This window comes from Paenibacillus tyrphae (genome assembly GCF_000722545.1).
In the GTDB taxonomy this organism is placed as follows: domain Bacteria; phylum Bacillota; class Bacilli; order Paenibacillales; family NBRC-103111; genus Paenibacillus_G; species Paenibacillus_G tyrfis.
This window is the reverse complement of the sequence record NZ_JNVM01000017.1, coordinates 115,078-132,643: the sequence shown is the minus strand read 5'-3', so window position 1 is coordinate 132,643 and position 17,566 is coordinate 115,078. Positions and strand designations below refer to the sequence as shown.

The following is a 17,566-nucleotide window of genomic DNA, read 5'->3' as shown; positions in this document are numbered from 1 at the left end:
CCGGTTTGTCACGTTTCCAGTAAAACCTTGCCGGTTTCGGTCAAGTCGTATCCGCCGATGGAGCGCAGCTCGCTGAGAAAGGCGTCCGATTGCAGGATGCGCCGGACCGCTTCGATCCATTCGCGGTTATCCGGCTTCTTCAGCATCACGAGATCGTAACGCTCCCGGATCAGCGGGATAAAATCGACGCCTTTGACGATGCTCGCCGCTTTCTCGATCCCGACCCCGACATCGGCCTCGCCCGCAGCGACTTTGCCGGCTACGCCCATATGGCTGGATTCCTCCGCCTCATAGCCTGCAATGCTGCCCGGAGCGATGCCGTGCAGCCGCAGCTGCTCGTCCAACAGCACGCGCGCACCGGAGCCTTTCTCCCGGTTGACGATACGCAGTCCGGGCTGCGCAAGATCGCCCCAGCTCCGCAGTCCTTTCGGATTGCCCTGCGGCACGTAAAGCCCGGCATTCCGGGTAAGCAGATGCACGACGATATACGAAAAGCCGACCAGCAGCTTGCGGATATACGGAATATTGTATTCCCCGGTATCGCCATCCAGCAGATGCGTGCTCACGATATCCGATTCGCCACGGTACATCGAGATAAGGCTGTCCAAGCTGCCGACGTACGAGCGCAGCGGGCGGACGCCGGGTGCCTGCTTCTCCAGATGCTTGGCCAGCATGTCGAGGCTGATATCTTGCCCCGTGATTACGAGCGGACGGCTGCCCGGAGCCCAACCAGCCTCCGGCCTTGAGGCACCGGAAGGTGCCGGAGCGGCTGCAGGCGGCATGCGGCCTTCGCGGGCTCTGGCTTTATAGGCATCCAGATCCACGGCATCGATACGCATTTGCTTGCCGACGCGATAAGCGGGAAGCTCGCCTTTTTTGATCAGGTCGTACACGGTCAGCTTGGATATTTTCAAGAGCTTCGCGATTTCTTCAGTTGTATAGGAAACGTCGTTGGTCATGACGCTGAAACCTCCCGTCTTGCATTCGTTTTCGCAGGCAGCGCCGGTCTTGGTCCCGGCCTGGACACGAAGTCGTCACACCTATCATACGATGGATGCGTCAGTGATTCAAACCGCTGTTTACAGGGTTCCTTTTTTTCGCTTATATTAAGTATATCTAGTTATATCTAAACATAATTAAATAGATAGGAGAGAGGATATTGTGCGTAAAATCGCTACTTCTTGTTTATTCCTGCTGTTTGCTTTATCTCTAGCCATTGGGCTTTCCGGCTGTGGTGAAGCCAAGCCTACCCCGGCGGACGCGCCGAAATCCGGGCAAGAGACCAAACAGGCCGCTCCCGCCGAAAAGGTGGAGCTGACCGTCTCCGCCGCGGCGAGCTTGACCGACGCGCTCAAGGAGATCCAAACCGCTTACGAAAGTAAGAACGCGGGCATCAAGCTGAACTTCAACTTCGGAGCTTCCGGCGCGCTGCAGCAGCAGATCGAGCAGGGCGCTCCCGCCGACGTATTCCTGTCCGCCGCCGCCAAAAATATGAAGGCGCTGGTGGACAAGCAGCTTGTTGATGCGGCGCAGCAGAAAAACCTGCTCGTCAACGAGCTCGTCGTCGTCGTACCGGAAGGCGGCAAGGCGCAAGTCGGCACGGTGGACGATCTGGCGAAGCCGGAAGTGAAGCACGTCGCTATCGGGGAACCGGAATCCGTACCGGCGGGCGGCTATGCCAAGGAAGCGCTGACGAACGCGAAGCAGTGGGACGCTTTGCAGCCGAAGCTCGTCATGGCGAAAGACGTGCGGCAGGTGCTGACCTATGTCGAATCGGGCAACGCGGAAGCGGGCTTCGTCTACAAGACGGATGCACTCACGTCCAAGAAGGTGAAAATCGCCTTCAACGTCGATCCGAAAACCTACAAGTCGGTCGAATATCCGGCCGGTATCGTCAAAGCGACGAAGCATGCCAAAGAAGCCGAAGCCTTCTACACGTACCTGCAAAGTAAAGAAGCGGCGGACGTGTTCGCGAAGTACGGCTTCACCATCCCCGCCGGGAAGTAACCGGCATGCCTGGCATCGATTGGAACGCTTTTCTGTCGCCGGTCCTGCTGTCGGTCAAAGTATCGCTGGTTGCTAGCGCGCTGGTGTTCGTCCTCGGGATCGCTGCGGCATGGGGCTTGTCCCGCCGTACGTTTCGGGGCAAAACGCTGCTGGAAACCGCGCTGATGCTGCCGCTGGTGCTTCCTCCGACCGTGATCGGCTTCATCCTGCTGGTGCTTCTCGGCAAGAAGAGCTGGTTCGGCCGCTGGATCGAAGAGTGGTTCGCGGCTCCGCTCATCTTCACGTGGTGGGCGGCCGTCATCGCTGCGCTCGTGGTCGCCTTTCCGCTCGTATACCAAACGATGAAGGTCGGCTTCGCTTCGGTCGACCGCAACCTAGAGGACGCCGCGCGCTCTGCGGGAGCGGGCGAGTGGCAGGTGCTCCGCTATATTACGCTGCCGCTGGCCTGGCGCTCCCTCGCTACGGCTTACATTCTAGGCTTCGCCCGGGCGCTCGGCGAATTCGGGGCGACGCTGATGATCGCCGGCAATATTCCGGGGAAGACGCAGACCGTTCCGACCGCCATCTACATGGCGGTGGAATCCGGCCGCATGACGCTCGCCTGGTGGTGGACCGGCTCGATCATCGTCATCTCGTTTATGATGATGCTTGCGGTAAGCAGGAAATAGAGGTTTGTTGTTCTCACCTTTCGAGGACGACAAACCTTTTGTTTGTTATCGACAAAAATATTATTTTATTCGACAAATTATGACAATATTTGATCAGGATATCTTGTAAAATCTACGATGTTGGCAAAATCATACTATATCATTAGGAGGAATTTTTTTGTCTTTAGTCGTACGGATACAACGGCTCATGAAACGGCGGTTGGTGAAATCAAGCTGGATGGCGGTTCTCATTGCCAGCCTGCTCGCGCCGTTTCTTCCGATAGCAGGGCCATCCAAGGCTCAAGCTGCCTCTCTTGAAAGTCAGAGCCTCGGGTTCAAGCTGACCGAATGGGTTTTGGACGAATCACGAGGGTATATTTATGCCGTTTCCGAAGAGGGAAACAAGCTCTTGTTCATTCGCATGTCCGATCTTCAAGTCGAGACGTCGATCGATATCGGCTCCAAGCCTTCCGATATTGATTTATTTAATGGCAAGCTGTATGTGCCTCTCTCGGGCGCAACACAAATCAAAATCGTAGATATCGCTTCGAAGACGGTTGAGCGCACATTGGCTACGACAGACCGTCCTTATCTGACGGCGGTTACCGATAATAAAGTGTTCTATGTCGGCGGAAATTACCGGAACAGTGTATTCGAATACAACTTGTCGACCAACGGGATTCGAGAAGTCAAGACAGCGGCTTCATCAGAACCGGATATCATTATCGATCAATCCGGGCAAAAGCTATTCGTGGGAGCAAGAGGAAGCAGCGGCTCGAACCTTTACGCTTATAGCGTATCCGATCATCGGCTGCTAAGCCAAACAACCTACGATGAAGGGTATGGCTTTAGTTATCCCAATCGAAAATTGCTTCTCGACGATGCCGGAATTTACTTTGCCGGATATTTGCTCGACCCTGCCAATCTGGCGGTAATACAAGGCAATTATCGCGCACGTGCATATTTTTCGAACGGAAAATATGTGCTGACGGGTTCCGATTATACTCCAGGGGCCGTAATGGACCGGAAGACGTTTACCGAGGTTACCAAGCTTCCGTATGCTTCAAGTTTAATGGCAATGGATTCAAGCAACCAAATTTATATGTTTAAAAGCGGGACTACAACGATTGAAAAATTACAGCTTCCTTTGACTCCCGCAGCTCTGACCGCGAGCAAAGTAACGGGGGGAGTCCGATTCAATTATGGGCTATCCGACTGGACCGTCAGCGAGAATGGGGAATACATTTACGCCATCTTTAAGGATGCGAACCGCTTGGTAACTCTGCGCAGCAGCGATTTAAGCGTCGTTGGCGATATGTTTATCGGCTCCGATCCTGTCGATATCTCCGGGTATGAAGGTAAGCTGTATGTTGCACTATCCGGTTCTACCAAAATTGGTGTGGTCGATACCGTATACGGGACCAGCGTTCCGTCATCCGTGTATCAAATAACGGTCGACACGAATCCATTTCAGATCGAGGCGGGAAATAAGCTTTATTATGCTTACAACGATCAATGGGAAGAAGTTCGAGTGTATGACGCCGTTTATGGTGGAAGCGGCCAAAAGCTGAAGCCTGATAACCAAACGCTGTCGGTATATGTTCCCAAGCTGAAGCTGGACCAAACAAACAACATGCTGTATGTCGGGGGGGCCAATAGTTTAACGCAAATCCGGACAACCGACAATAAAATTATCTCTAAAAGGGATCGCGGCGCGTATAGCAGCCAGATTCTGAAGGACGGACCGTTTCTTTATTTCGGCAAAGAACGTCTGGATGCTAATGTCATCAGTTACGTCTATGGAGAATATGGCGCCCCAGTCGTCTACGCGAACGGTCCTTATGTTTTTACGCAATCCGCCGTATATAATCGCGATACGTTCAACAAGCAGTTTGATTTATCTTATACGATCGATCAGGCATTGATTTTAAAGAACGGCAATGTATTGACATATGACCCAAGCACCTCAACTGTATATAGATATAATTCGATGAGCGAGTTGCAGCAGGATACTCCGGCCAACAGGCCGCCGATGCATTTGCCCGTAGGTGTTAGTTTCTATGATACGGATGATAACCTAGGGACAATTGGCGGATCTCTAAGATGGTCAGCGCCTTCTTCGGAGGAGTTTATAACGGAGTATACCGTTTATTTCCTGGATGCCAATAAACAGAAAATCGGAGCTTCGATTTATACGCTCCCTAAAACGGCCGGCTACAGTTATTCGGTTGACATTCCAAAAGGCACCAAGCTTCCACAAGGGGCCAAATATTTTGGCGTATACGCCAAGAACAGCGTTGGAGAAGGGGCTACTCCCGGTGTCGCGGACATTTGGGATAACACAGGAACGGCCTTTTATGCTTCTCCCCTTGAGCCGCGTTTGGTGGATACCGATCCACAACGAGGGGCGCTGGCTTTAAAACTAAGCTGGTATGTTTATGAGTCGTCTGACAAATTCGGGTATGATCTGTTTTTTGCAGATAGCAATAAAAAACCGATGGGAGACCGATTCGGAAAAGTTGCCTATGAGGATGGAGTAGCTTCGGATACTTCAAATGTTCAAAGGAAGTTTTCCTTTGACATCAAGGGCTCTGTTCCGGATCAAGCTGCATACGTTGCCATTAAGGCTGTAAACTCCAAGGGTCAGTCTGCGATGAATTTTACGTATCTAAGGATCTACGACAACATCTTGTCGGAGCAAGTGCCTTTGGATTCTGGCGTTGAGGGCAGACCGTCATCCATTCCAGCAGCTGTTTCGTTCTTCGACGAGAATCAGGCCAAAGGAAAGTTATCGGGTATCCTTTCTTGGCACGAGTTTTCAGCGGCTAATGATGTGACAGATTACATTGCCTACTTTCTCGATGGCGAAGGCAAGAAGCTCAAACCGATTATGCAGACGAAGAGAAGCGACAGCCGCGAAAGATATGAAGTCAGCTTGCCGGAAATCGCTATTCCTTCTGGAGCAAAACGAATCGCCGTTTATTCCAAGAACGAGAAGGGAGAGTCGGAAGCTGGGGCAAGCATTCCAATCTGGGACCGGCCATACGCAACTCCTTCTCAAACGATGTTTATCGACACAAACCCGAGTCGGGGAAAGATAGAGGGAAAAGTAACCTGGCAGCCTTCGGCTGACGAATCGGACATTAGCGGATACCATTTATTTTTTGGGAACAGAATGTTTCAATGGGATGTTCAACCTTTCGCTACAGTTACTAAAGGGGAAGATCAGTATACGGTTAACGTTGCTCCCGAACTGATTAAGGCCGACACCGCTTATGTTATGGTCGTTCCGGTCAATGAGAAGGGAGAGCCTGCTCCTAATAAAGAAATTGTCCATATTAGCGATAACGTATCTTCCGAGAAAATAGACTGGCTCAAGCTTGTTGATTCTGTTAGCCCGATCCAACCATCCCCCTTCTTGGACATTGATGGAGAGGCCGGCCAAATTGGGGGAACGTTGAGCTTTTTCGTAAAGAATGACGATCCGGAAATGATTTATCAGACGTTTTTTGCTAATCAAACAGGTGAGAAACTTCAGCTATTGTCTGAAATTAAGGGACGCGTTGGATCTTTTGGCGGAATGGGATCGGAATTCCAAATTTCCATTCCGCCCCACACGAAATTGCCTCCCGGCGCTACGCAAATCGGAATCGTTACCCGCGGCAGGGGAATCGAAGCCAAGCCTGTGTTTATACCCGTCCAAGACCGGATTCGTACTGCGCCGCTGCGGGAGGATCAGATCATCGTAACGAATAATAAGGACGGCAACGATTCGATTCAAGTGAACGGATTGCAGGAAGGCGACAACATTCGGATTTACCGCACGCCGACTGTACCGTATTCTATGGCTTCTGCCGTCGTTGAAAAAGACAAGCAATCCGTAGCATTTAATGTGAATCAATTAGGGGCGGGAAGCGGTTCGATTTACGTATCGATACAGCGTGGTGATACGGTCGAAAGTCTACGGACCGCCAAGAGCTACAATGCTGAAAATAACAATTCCCAGACCCCTGTTAACTCGGGTGGCGGATTTGTAGGCGGAGGAGGCGGTGGTGCGCCAAGCTCCCCTTCCAATGATAAAGTGAGCAAAACGACAATCGATGATAAAAAAGCGGCCGAACTGTTGAAGGGCCTGAATAAAGAATCTACGCAGCTTGTCGTTGAAATTCCCGGAAAAGCCGACGCAGTTCAGGCGGAATTCACCAGAGATTCTTTTAAAGCGCTAGCTGGCGGACTGGGTAATGCAAAACTGGTCATCAAGTCGGAAGGAGCTTCACTGGAACTGCCTAAATCTGTGATTGAGCAGCTTGTAGCCGAATTGTCGGCGGCGAACGAAAAGGGAAGTGTAATCGTAAGCTTCACAAAAGCAGATCAAGCTCTTGAAAAAGCGGTTGTTGATGTGTTAGCCCAGACGGGTGCGTCTGTCGTGAGCAAGCTGGTAGACTTTAAAATAGAAGTCATTACGGCGGAAGGGAAAATCAAAGAAATCAACGCATTACCAACCTATGCCGCTCGTACTTTGGAGATCGGGGATGTGTCGGCGGAGATGTCGGCAAGTCAATTGGCCGGCCTTGTGATTGATAAGAACAGCGGGCAATATTACCCGATTCCCGCTATATTTACCAATCGCGACGGTAAATGGCAGGGGACTTTGTATCGTAAAGGCAACTCATTATATACGATCGTTAGGCAGAGCAAAACGTTCAATGACATCGCTCCGGAACACTATGCCAAAGGGGCGATTGAAACGTTAGCCTCAAAATTTATCGTATCCGGTTATCCGGACGGTAGCTTTGCATCCGTAAGACCTGTAACTAGAGCAGAGCTTGCAAGCATGCTGACGAAGGCGCTTGGCCTGATTCCTGACCAAGCGAGTCAAGCGCAATTCTCTGACGTTAAAGCGTCTGACTGGTACAGCATTCCGATCGCGTCAGCGGCAGCAAGCGGCTTGATCGCTGGGTATGAAGACGGAACTTTCCGGCCCGATACGCCAGTAACGCGTCAAGAGCTTGTTGTGATGCTGCAACGTGCAGTGATTTACGCTGGACTGGCCGACTCTTCGTCGGGCGTGAATAACGCTAAATCTGCACAGTCTTATCGGGATCAGGATCAGATCGCCGAATGGGCTAAGGATGCAGTATTTCTGAGTAATCAATTAGGGATTGTGCAGGGATTCGAAGATTCCTCTTTTAGACCGCAAGCGCAAGCTGACCGCGGACAAGTGTCGATTATGCTATATCGTATGATGAAAGCAGTGAATTTTATTAATTAGCAGGACACATAAGGAAAGCGCAAGCTGATCAGCTTGCGCTTCTTTTCATTCATTCGGTTACGCACCCATCGGGGCACGGGTGCCGCCGGCGGTTTTGTTAGGATCGTGGCCGTCTCCGCCTTTGTTCATCTTACGGAACATTTTGCGGAGGTAAGGCAGTACGTAGTAGTCGCCACCGAATTTGCCGGTGTTGGCTCCTGCGGCCAAGAGGATGAAGCCGAGGAGGACCATCCAAGGGTTCGTGCTTACGGTTCCGGCGAATAGGAACATGAAGTTCATCATTAATCCGAAGAAGGCGGCTGCTGTCGCGAGCGTCCCGAGAATTAAGCCGAGACCGACGAGAAACTCACCGAGCGGGATCATGACGTTGATCAGCTTCGCGTTAGGTAAAGCGAAATTTTCGACAAACGCGTTGAAGGTCGGGTAAATCAATTCGTTTGTGGCCTTGTCCATTGGCGGCTTGGCAACAGCGCCCTTCAGGAAGCCGGTGGCGTCGAACCCGCCGGTAAGTTTGTGAAACCCGGCCGTAAGCCATGTCCATCCGACGTACACGCGTAATATGAGCAGCAAGCCGGCAGCATACACGTTTTCTCTTAACCATTTCATAATCATCATAATCGCTCCCTTTGGGTATCAAATTGTGTCCAAACAGTGACACTTTCAATTCATTATTGCACAACACTAAAGAGATGAAGAGGGATAAATTACCATCATTAAGGGATAATATCCATTTAAACTTACAGGATTAGACGGACCGTTGAATCCGTTCGGGTTTCCAACAAGATATCGTGAAAAAATTCACAAATTCATGTAAGAAAAATTGTTTGCTTGCCTTTCAATAAGGTAAGAGACTTTTTAAAGGCAAGATTGGTTGCTATAGCAGCAATCGTCGGCCGGAGCGGGAACGAAGCACGGTGTTCATATCGCATGTTCCTTTCCTTTGATTGATGTCGGGATTTGCTTCCTCCCTACGCCTTTACTATAGCATGTCCGAGAGGAAAGTGATGTGAAAAAGATCACACAGTCGAAAAATGGTTGATCCTGTCGCTTCAACCTAGCAAAAGAATGGGCCTGTCTGAATCTATGCCCCCCTCACTCGTCCATACCGGTTATTCGTCTTCCGCATACATTAATATTGCGAATATTCGACATGGGGAGAATGTCGGATATTCAATTTTGTCGAAGGACTGATCATTGTGGGTGGTTTTGGCGGTTTCACATCGACAGGCGTCATCCTGGTTCTGTTCATTCTGCTCGTGATTGTCAGCTGCAGCGTCTTGTTCTTCTAAGCTTCATATAGTGAAAGCAACGGTAAGCCGGGCACCTGCGAAGGCCCGGCTCTTTTCAATTGAAGCCGTGTTCTCATTTGCAAAAAATATGGCGGCCGATTCGTTTAATTTGCGACCTGGATCAGATCCACTGCGAGGTGGCCGTAGCCGGATTGAAATAGTACAGCGCTTCGCCTGAAGGGTCCCAGCCGTTCACGGCGTCATAGACCGCTTGGTAAGCTGTGCTGTCCGGCGTCAGCCAGATCTGGCCGTCGTCCACGGCGGTAAATGCCCCGGGCTGAAAAATAACGCCCGAAACGGTATTCGGAAACTGCGGGCTGACCCGGTTCAAAAGGCGGTCACCGCCACTTGGCCGGTATAGGGCTCACCCCAGGCTTCTCCGTAAACCGTTTAGGCCATCAGCGTACTATCTTCGTTACTGAACGAGGAACCCGAAGCCTGCCAATGCTTTGTCGCCTGCATTAGGAGAAAAGGGGCAACCCATTGACAACGATAATGATAACCATTATCATTTGTAATATACATGTTATTGAGAATCATTATCATACAATAAGAGGAGGAGTCGTCCGTGGGTTTGCTGTATGAGCTGATCAGGCATAGAAACCTTAGCCGGGCAGGCAGCATTGCGGACCGTTCGATTCCCGTCAGACTACAGACGCAGCCGGAAGAGCGCCGGTACGATTCATACATACAGAGGATTTCGGTTCAAGTGTTGGAAGAGGAAAAGGCTCAGGGGAGCATCGAAAGAGCGCCCGAGAGCAATAACCGGAACGGGAAGGGAGAGCGGCATGGAGCAGGCAAGGAATGAAGTGCTGGCGGAGCAAGGTCTCGGCGAGCTGGAGGCACAGTTTTTTTTCATACGGGAGCTTCCCGACGAGGGGGAGTTGTCGGTCAAGCTGTCGCAGCTGTTCGAACGGCGGCATGCGGACATGCTTCTGGTGAAGTATGGCAAGCATATTCGCGCGTTGGACGGGCAAGCGCCGGCCACTTATTTTAGCGGCTGGCTCGGCATGCTGTGCGCGGCGCAGCAGTATATGATTAGCCGACATGATGCGGCGTTCGATTTTTCGCCGGGCAATCTGACGGTCAATTTGTATCTGAAGGAAGGCCGACCGATGTTCGGGTTCCGGCTGCATGACGCCAAGACGCTGTCGGTGCCTGCGGGAGACCGGGCCGGGTGGAGACGCCAGGCGCTCTCCGCCTTGTATGGAGAGACGCTTCGGCCGCTGCTCGCATCGCTGGCGCAAGCGGCAGGGCTCGATGCGGGACAATTGTGGGGGCAGATCGCGACCCGGATGTACTACGTGCACGATATGGCGCTAGCCAAAGCCGATAGCGAAGAGCTGCGAGCCAAGCTGACGGAGGACTTTCAGGCGCTGCTGTCGGACTTGTCGCCGGACGTTTTCGGCCGGCCGCGGCATCCGCTCGATGTGAAGTTCCGCTACGTCGACGATCCGCGGAATCCCGGAGAGCGGCTGCGGATGAAAGTCAGCTGCTGTCTCGCTTACAAGACGGATACGGATCACGGGTATTGCTATACCTGTCCGCGGATGAGCAGCGCCGAGCGCGAGGAACGGAAGCTCAAGCTGCTCGCGGGCGCGAAATAATGAAGAATCGAAGGCACACACGATAAAAATACATGCACGGAAGGCTCCTCTCAGGAGATAGCCCGTTAACGAAAAGGAGGCTCGAAACATGCCGTCGATTTTGGTCGTAGGAGCGGATCATTTGGGCAATATGCCCGATCATCTGGCGAATATCGGTTTTGACGAAGTGATGCATATGTCCGGACGCAAATGCCAAATGGTGAAGAAGGGGATTCCGGAAAAGGTGGACGCGGTGCTTGTGCTGACGGATTACGTCAATCACAATCTGACCAAAGCCATCAAGCAGCAAGCGAAGGAACAGGAAGTGCCGATTTATTATGCGAAACGTTCGTGGTGCTCGGTACAGAAGGCGCTCTGCTCCTGCGCGGACGGCTGCGAATGGTTGAAAAAGGGCGGAGGAGCCGCCCATTAAATGAGAAAAGCCCGTCGGAATATGCCGGCGGGCTTTTTCGTATGCACATGGCCGTATGCCATCAGGCTTCGTAAGTTAAACGGCGGAGCATCTGCTCCACCTTGCGCAAGTGGGAGGCGACGCGTTCTCGGGCAAGGGCAGCGTCCTGCAGCCGGACCGCGTCGACGATGGCTTGGTGCTCTTCAGAGAGCCGGACGGTCTGGCTCTGCTCCGCGAACAGCCACAGCCGGCGGCTCTCCCGCATCGCCGGACCCATGGTCAGGAAGAGCGTCTCCAGCGTGCGTACGAGCAGCTCGTTGCCGGACGCTCCGGCCAGCTTCAGGTGAAAGCGGATGTCGCATTGCTCCAGCTTGTCCTCGTCGGTCAGGGAAGCCATCTCCGCGAGGATTCCGTCCAGTTCGTTCAGATGCCCGTTGCTGCGCCGCGCCGCGGCCAGTGCCGCGCCTTCGGTTTCCAGGATGAAGCGCAGCTCAAGCCATTGCCGGAGCTGCTCCACGTTGCCGATCTCGGGCGCTTCGATCTGAAGCGCACCGCTATTGCGGAGCACGAACGTTCCGCCGCCGTGGCGGACGTCCACCCAGCCGTGCGCCTTGAGTGACATGAGCGCTTCCCGGATCGTGGAGCGGCCGACGCCGAACTTCACGGCAAGCTGCTCGACCGAGTCGATCCGGGAACCGACCGGCCAGACGCCCTGCTCGATCTGCTCGCGAAGGGTGTCGGCGACGATTTCATAGCCTTTGCGGATCATGAATGCTCTTCCTTTCTCATGCGGACAAAATCAATGAAGCGGGTGCCCTGATACGTTAGTTCGCCGAAGTCCCCTTCGACCAGCAGTCCGTATTGGGGGCCTTTCAAAGGAAGCTCAACCCGTCCGCCGTCCTCGAATTCGAAGGTCGCGAAATATTTCGTAAAAGCGCTCGAATCCCCGGACCCGCCCGACACCTGTGTGCGTTTGGCGACGACCCGGCAGGGGACGGTGAGACGCTCAGACGCATTGTTGGCGGACCAGACAGAGACGGAATAGAAAATCCCGTACAAGACGGTACCTACGATCAGAACCAGAATAAGCACAAAGAAGAAAATGAAGAAGGGTGGAGGCCCGTCCAAAAGACCCCGTGGTGTCGAAAAAAAATCCATGGCATTCCCTCCAGTCGAAACGCAACCGAAATCATGCGGCGTTAAGCACACTGCGGCAGCGTGCAGGATTTCCCTTATTGTACCATGTTTGCCCGGGCGAATCATGCCGCCTTGCGGGACGACGGAAGCATTGACGGAGGAAGGCGGGTGCTTTTATAATTAAGTCATCAGATGACCTGATTAATTCAGGGGCATACGGGAGGGAACGCTTTGCTGGCTGCAACGGTTAGTCAAGAATTAAGAAGGATTGTCGGGGACGCCTGGTTCCGCGACGATACCGAAACGCTCGTTTCGTATAGCTACGATGCTACGCCGCTGTACCAATCGATGCCGGACGGCGTTATTTTTCCCGCTTCGACGGAAGAAGTGGCGGCGGTGATGCGCGTCTGCGCCCAACACCGGATTCCGGTGGTCACCCGCGGAGCTGGCAGCAATCTGTGCGCGGGCGTCGTGCCGCTTCACGGGGGGCTGATTATGGTCATGACGCGGATGAACCGGCTGCTGGAGATCGATCAGGACAACCTGACGGCGACGTTCCAGACGGGTCTGAATACTAAGCGCTTTCATACGGCCGTCGAGGAAACGGGGCTGTTTTATCCGCCGGACCCGAGCAGCATGATCATCTGCACGATGGGCGGCAACATCGCCCTGGGCGCAGGCGGGCTGCGCGGGCTCAAGTACGGCACGACCAAGGACTACGTCATCGGGCTTGAAGCGGTGCTGGCGAGCGGCGAGGTGCTGCGGACGGGAGGCAAGCTGGTGAAGGATGTCGCTGGCTACGACTTGACGAGGCTGCTCGTAGGGTCCGGGGGCACGCTGGCGATTTTGACGGAAGCGACGGTCAAGCTTGTGCCGAAGCCGGCGTACCGACGGGCGATGATCGCGGTGTTCGCCGATTTGCCCGCGGCGGCGCGGACGGTCTCGCAGATTATTGCGAACCGGATTACGCCCTGTACGCTTGAGTTTATGGACCAGGCGACGATCGAGGTGGTGGAAGCATTCGCCAAAATCGGCCTTCCGGTCGATGCGCAAGCGATCCTGGCGATCGAGCAGGACGGCGACGAGGCGCAGGTGGAGAAGGACCTACAGCTGATTGAGGCGATTTGCAAACGCGAAGGGGCGATTCAGGTGAAGGTGGCCGAGACGCCGGAAGAGGGGGCCAAAGTGATGGAAGCCCGGCGCAGCGCGCTGGCGGCGCTCTCCCGGCTGCGGCCGACAACCATTCTTGAGGACGCGACGGTGCCGCGCTCGAAGATTGCCGACATGGTGCTGGAGGTACAGCGCATTGCGGCGAAGCATAACGTGCGGATCTGCACTTTCGGTCATGCGGGCGATGGCAACCTGCATCCGACGGCGATGACCGATGCGCGGGATGCGGAGGAGATTCACCGGGTGGAGCTGGCGTTCGAGGAAATTTTCGACGCGGCGATCCGACTCGGAGGCACCATCACCGGGGAGCACGGCGTCGGGCATGTGAAAGCGCCGTATCTCGAATGGAAGGTCGGCGCGTCCGGCATCGGCCTGATGAAGCGGCTGAAGCAGGCGTTCGACCCGGACGGCTTGCTCAATCCCGGCAAGCTGTTCGCGGAGACGCGCAAGCGCGTTGTGTACACCTCGGAGCCGGGAGCGGGGAACGAAGCGGGCGGAACCAAGGGACCGGAGCAAGCCGGTGCTGGGGAAACGGGCTTGTCCGGGGCCTCGCTTGAGGACGGCCGCGATTCGGCGGCGAAAGGCGGTGCGTGACGCGTGAGCACGGAGATCAAATCATTGACCGAGAAGCTGCAGCTTACGCTCGATCCCGATCAACTTACCAACTGCATGCGCTGCGGCTTTTGCCAGACGGCCTGTCCGACGTTTCAGGAGACGGGGCTGGAGGCGGCGTCGCCGCGGGGCCGGATTGCGCTGATGAAGGCCGTCTATGACGGCAAAATGGAGCCGGACGCCGCGTTCCGCTCGCAGATGGACCTGTGTCTCGGCTGCCGCGCTTGCGAGCCGGCCTGCCCGTCGGATGTCAAGTACGGGCAGCTGATCGAACAGGCCTGCGAGTCGATCGCGGCGGTAACCGCCGAGCGGTGGCCGGTGCGGACCGTGAAGCGGCTGTTCATGGAGCGGCTGTTTCCGCATCACGGCCGAATGCGGCTGCTCGGCTCGTCGCTGAAGCTGTACCAAACGAGCGGATTGCAGAAGCTGGCACGCGGGCTCGGCGTCATGAAGCTGTTCCCGGCCCATATGCGCGAGATGGAAGCGGTGCTGCCGCAAGCGGCGGGCGACGGCGTCATCCGCCGCTGGGAGAAGCTAGGCCTGCCTGCCCGTTGGGAACAGACCGAAGGCGGACAATCGCTGCTCGTGATCCCCGCCGAAGGCGAACGTCTCGGGCGGGTCGGGATGTTCCGCGGCTGCATCATGGATGTGCTGTTCACGGAGACGAACGTGAACACGATCAAGCTGCTGCGCTTGGCGGGCTACGAGGTCGTGGTCCCGGCCTCACAGACGTGCTGCGGTGCGCTGCACGCCCATGCCGGCGAACGGGAGAGCGCCCGCCGTCTGGCCCGGACCAACATCGCTGCCTTCGGCGCGGCCCGCGTAGATGCCGTCGTCAGCAACGCCGGAGGCTGCGGCGCCACCCTGAAGGAGGTGGACCACCTTCTTCACGGCGATGCCGAGGAGGCGGAGGCCCGCCGATTCGCCGCACAGGTCCGCGACGTGTCGGAGCTGCTCGCCGAGGGTCGTCCACTGCCGCTGAAGCCGCTCGGCCAAGGGGCGGAGCAGGTGACGGTCACGTACCAGGACTCGTGTCATCTGCGCAACGTGATGCGCGTCGCATCGGCCCCGCGGCAGCTTATCCGAACCGTGCCCGGTACGAAGCTGCAGGAGCTGCCCGACGCCGACCGCTGCTGCGGCTCCGCCGGGATCTACAATTTGACGCAGCCGGAGATGTCCGCCAGCGTGCTCGACCATAAGATGGAGCAGGTGGAGCGTACCCGGGCGCACGTCATTCTGACGGCGAATCCGGGCTGCCTGCTTCAGATGAAATGGGGCGTGCACCGCCACGGGAAAGACAAGACGATGCAAGCGATGCATCTGGTTGATTTTCTCGCCGAATCGGCGGGGGAGAGGTAGTCCGCAGCGTCGCCCTAGTGTCGGCATATCCTTTAAGGATATGCCGGCTTTTTATTGCTATTGACGCTCTGCATAAGCATCGAAACGGTCCTGTCCCCGGCCCCACTCTCCAATCGACTCCAGCGCTTCGGATAACTTCACCTTACTTCTTCCGCTCGCCGTATCCTTTTCTCATTTTCTCCTCGTTGAATTTGTCGTAAAAAAATATAAAGTAAAAAATTGCATATCAAATTTTTGTCTAAAAATGTCGATAAATATTGTTGAAAAATGTCGAATAAAATCAGGACTTCAGGGGGACTACGGATGAAGATTTCAAGCTGGTTAAAGGTGATGGGCGGACTTTTATTGGTATTATCGCTGCTCAACTGGTTCAGTGTCAGCAAGCTGGAGAATGGCATCGCCCAGGAGCGGCTGGCGGTACAACGGCAGGCACAGTTCAAGCAGCTCGGCTTGGACTTGAAGAATGCCTCCGATTATTTGACCGAAGAGATGAGAAGATATGTCCAGTTCGGGGACAAGCAGTACTACGATCATTACTGGAAAGAGGTCAACGAGACCAAGTCGCGCGATAAGGTTGTCGAACAGCTGAAAGCGCTTCAGGCGCCGCAGGAAGAGCTGGATTTGATCGAGAAAGCGAAGAACAGCTCCGACACCTTGATCAAAACCGAGGAAGCCGCCATGAAGGCGGTGGAGGAGAAAAATTTCGACAGTGCCCGGAAGCTTATGTTCGGCGAACAATACGATGCGAGCAAAAAAGAAATTACGGGCTATATCCAACAATTTCAAACCAAGATGAACACCCGGGCACAGCAGGAGGCGGACGCGGCCCGTCAGACGGCTACCTCCATGATGAGCTTCGCCGTGATCCTGCTGGTGATTACGTTCTTGGTCTTGTTCGGCATTTTTACCTTGATCTTAATTAAGCTGCGGCCTTTAAAAACAGTAAATGAGAAAATTGCCGAGCTGGCCGGCAACGGCGGAGATTTGACGGCAAGGCTGACCTCGAATACGAAGGATGAAATCGGCGAAATCGCAGGCTCGCTTAACCGGATGCTGGACAGTCTGCACGGCATGATCAAGGAGATTACCGGCACCTCCGAGAAGGTATGGGAGACGTCGGAGAAGCTGATTGCCAATACGAAGCAGACCTCTGCCGCAACCGAGGAAATCGGCAAGCGGATGGCGATGATCAAGCAGGGGGCCGTCATTTCGGTGCAGAACACGCTGGACGGATCGCGGGCGATCGAAGAAATGGCCAAGGGCGTGCAGCGGGTGGCCGAATCGGCTACCGAGCTGTCCGGGGCCGCCGTGGATACGGAGAAAGAAGCGGTGGACGGCTACGGACATATGGAACAGGCCAAGCAGCAAATGGATCATATCGACGAATCCGTTAACCAATCCGCCCGGATCGTGTCCAGGCTGGACGAGCGTTCGTCCCACATCGGGCAAATTGCGGATACGATCGCTACGTTGTCCAGGCAAACGAATCTGCTTGCGCTCAATGCTTCGATCGAAGCGGCCCGGGCGGGGGAGCACGGCCGGGGGTTCGCGGTCGTGGCGTCGGAAATCCGCAAGCTGGCGGAAGGCTCTGCCGCCTCGGCAGGGCAGATCGCCGAACTGCTCCAGGAAATTCGCAGCGATTCGACGGAAACGGTCAAAGCGATGCAGCGGGTAAGCGAAGAGGTGACCTTGGGCAGCGACAAGGTGCGGGCTGCCAGCAATTCGTTCCAAAAAATATTGCAGGCCACCAAAGAGGTCGCCGCCCAAATCCAAGAGGTTTCGGCCATTTCGGAGGAGATGGCGGCAGGCTCGGAGGAAATTGCCGCCTCCGTCTCCGATATGGCCAATGTCGCCAGGGAATCCCTGGACGGCGTGCAGATCGTCAACGACAAAACCCAAACGCAAACCGCTTTGGTGCAGGAGGTTTCCTCCTTGTCCGAAGGACTGAGCCGGGAGGCGGAAAATCTGGAAACGCTGGTCCGCAAGTTTACAATATAAGCATGAAACATAGTGTGAAATGGAAAAGGGAGGAAGTCCACAGCGCGTATACGCTGCGGGGCTTCCTCCCTTTTGCG

General features: G+C 54.8%; 14 protein-coding genes and 1 pseudogene. 10 read left to right on the top strand and 5 right to left on the bottom strand.

Going from position 1 to position 17,566, the window contains the following annotated elements; genetic code table 11:
- Positions 1 to 8 precede the first annotated feature (8 nt).
- Complete coding sequence (locus ET33_RS21025; protein ID WP_036686276.1) at positions 9 to 959, bottom strand: helix-turn-helix transcriptional regulator; 951 nt, start codon at positions 957 to 959, stop codon at positions 9 to 11.
- Positions 960 to 1,161: 202 nt separating this feature from the next.
- On the opposite strand from ET33_RS21025, the gene modA reads away from it, so the two are divergent.
- The 3 genes from modA (at position 1,162) to ET33_RS21010 (ending at position 7,926) form a co-directional block, all read left to right on the top strand.
- Positions 1,162 to 2,007, top strand: a complete 846-nt coding sequence (modA, locus tag ET33_RS21020) for a molybdate ABC transporter substrate-binding protein (protein WP_051775486.1) — start codon at positions 1,162 to 1,164, stop codon at positions 2,005 to 2,007.
- A gap of 5 nt (positions 2,008 to 2,012) precedes the next feature.
- Positions 2,013 to 2,675, top strand: coding sequence for a molybdate ABC transporter permease subunit (gene modB, locus ET33_RS21015; protein ID WP_036686274.1), 663 nt, complete (start codon positions 2,013 to 2,015; stop codon positions 2,673 to 2,675).
- A 157-nt stretch (positions 2,676 to 2,832) separates the two neighbouring features.
- On the top strand, positions 2,833 to 7,926 hold the full coding sequence (locus tag ET33_RS21010; protein WP_036686272.1) for an S-layer homology domain-containing protein: 5,094 nt from the start codon (positions 2,833 to 2,835) through the stop codon (positions 7,924 to 7,926).
- 57 nt (positions 7,927 to 7,983) lie between these two features.
- Here ET33_RS21010 and ET33_RS21005 read toward each other — a convergent pair whose 3' ends face one another.
- Positions 7,984 to 8,538: a DoxX family membrane protein gene (locus ET33_RS21005; protein ID WP_036686270.1), complete on the bottom strand. Its 555-nt coding sequence runs from the start codon at positions 8,536 to 8,538 to the stop codon at positions 7,984 to 7,986.
- A 575-nt stretch (positions 8,539 to 9,113) separates the two neighbouring features.
- Between ET33_RS21005 and ET33_RS39845 the strand changes: the two genes are divergently transcribed.
- Entirely contained in the window at positions 9,114 to 9,215 is a 102-nt protein-coding gene (locus ET33_RS39845) for a dihydroorotate dehydrogenase (RefSeq protein WP_100085691.1), read from the top strand.
- Between the two features lie 121 nt (positions 9,216 to 9,336).
- Here the strand turns inward: ET33_RS39845 and ET33_RS39840 are convergent.
- Positions 9,337 to 9,605: pseudogene (locus tag ET33_RS39840) on the bottom strand (cell wall hydrolase); the annotation flags it as partial.
- Between the two features lie 178 nt (positions 9,606 to 9,783).
- Between ET33_RS39840 and ET33_RS39835 the strand changes: the two are divergent.
- From ET33_RS39835 to ET33_RS20985, 3 genes are all read left to right on the top strand, one after another.
- Positions 9,784 to 10,023 (top strand): hypothetical protein, encoded by a 240-nt coding sequence (locus tag ET33_RS39835; RefSeq protein WP_036686267.1) that lies wholly within the window; start codon positions 9,784 to 9,786, stop codon positions 10,021 to 10,023.
- Positions 10,004 to 10,822, top strand: a complete 819-nt coding sequence (locus ET33_RS20990; RefSeq protein ID WP_051775484.1) for a ferric iron reductase — start codon at positions 10,004 to 10,006, stop codon at positions 10,820 to 10,822. Before ET33_RS39835 ends, ET33_RS20990 begins: the two co-directional genes overlap by 20 nt.
- An 88-nt stretch (positions 10,823 to 10,910) precedes the next feature.
- On the top strand, positions 10,911 to 11,234 hold the full coding sequence (locus ET33_RS20985) for a DUF2325 domain-containing protein (RefSeq protein WP_036686265.1): 324 nt from the start codon (positions 10,911 to 10,913) through the stop codon (positions 11,232 to 11,234).
- A gap of 61 nt (positions 11,235 to 11,295) precedes the next feature.
- Here ET33_RS20985 and ET33_RS20980 read toward each other — a convergent pair whose 3' ends face one another.
- Together ET33_RS20980 and ET33_RS20975 are read right to left on the bottom strand one after the other, a co-directional pair.
- Entirely contained in the window at positions 11,296 to 11,982 is a 687-nt protein-coding gene (locus ET33_RS20980; protein ID WP_036686263.1) for a FadR/GntR family transcriptional regulator, read from the bottom strand.
- On the bottom strand, positions 11,979 to 12,371 hold the full coding sequence (locus tag ET33_RS20975; RefSeq protein ID WP_036686260.1) for a DUF2500 domain-containing protein: 393 nt from the start codon (positions 12,369 to 12,371) through the stop codon (positions 11,979 to 11,981). The genes ET33_RS20980 and ET33_RS20975 overlap by 4 nt, the downstream gene beginning before the upstream one ends.
- A 210-nt stretch (positions 12,372 to 12,581) precedes the next feature.
- Between ET33_RS20975 and ET33_RS20970 the strand changes: the two genes are divergently transcribed.
- The 3 genes from ET33_RS20970 (at position 12,582) to ET33_RS20960 (ending at position 17,489) form a co-directional block, all read left to right on the top strand.
- Positions 12,582 to 14,114 (top strand): FAD-binding oxidoreductase, encoded by a 1,533-nt coding sequence (locus ET33_RS20970; protein WP_036686258.1) that lies wholly within the window; start codon positions 12,582 to 12,584, stop codon positions 14,112 to 14,114.
- A 3-nt stretch (positions 14,115 to 14,117) separates the two neighbouring features.
- Complete coding sequence (locus ET33_RS20965) at positions 14,118 to 15,491, top strand: (Fe-S)-binding protein (RefSeq protein ID WP_036686256.1); 1,374 nt, start codon at positions 14,118 to 14,120, stop codon at positions 15,489 to 15,491.
- A gap of 303 nt (positions 15,492 to 15,794) precedes the next feature.
- Positions 15,795 to 17,489, top strand: coding sequence for a methyl-accepting chemotaxis protein (locus ET33_RS20960; protein WP_051775483.1), 1,695 nt, complete (start codon positions 15,795 to 15,797; stop codon positions 17,487 to 17,489).
- The last annotated feature ends 77 nt before the right edge of the window (positions 17,490 to 17,566 follow it).

Bases quoted from the DNA above. Each gene is read 5' to 3' on its own strand.
- ET33_RS21025 (WP_036686276.1), bottom strand. From the start codon at position 959: ATGACCAACGACGTTTCCTATACAACTGAAGAAATCGCGAAGCTCTTG.
- modB (WP_036686274.1), top strand. From the start codon at position 2,013: ATGCCTGGCATCGATTGGAACGCTTTTCTGTCGCCGGTCCTGCTGTCG.
- ET33_RS21005 (WP_036686270.1), bottom strand. From the start codon at position 8,538: ATGATTATGAAATGGTTAAGAGAAAACGTGTATGCTGCCGGCTTGCTG.
- ET33_RS20990 (WP_051775484.1), top strand. From the start codon at position 10,004: ATGGAGCAGGCAAGGAATGAAGTGCTGGCGGAGCAAGGTCTCGGCGAG.
- ET33_RS20985 (WP_036686265.1), top strand. From the start codon at position 10,911: ATGCCGTCGATTTTGGTCGTAGGAGCGGATCATTTGGGCAATATGCCC.
- ET33_RS20980 (WP_036686263.1), bottom strand. From the start codon at position 11,982: ATGATCCGCAAAGGCTATGAAATCGTCGCCGACACCCTTCGCGAGCAG.
- ET33_RS20975 (WP_036686260.1), bottom strand. From the start codon at position 12,371: ATGGATTTTTTTTCGACACCACGGGGTCTTTTGGACGGGCCTCCACCC.
- ET33_RS20960 (WP_051775483.1), top strand. From the start codon at position 15,795: ATGAAGATTTCAAGCTGGTTAAAGGTGATGGGCGGACTTTTATTGGTA.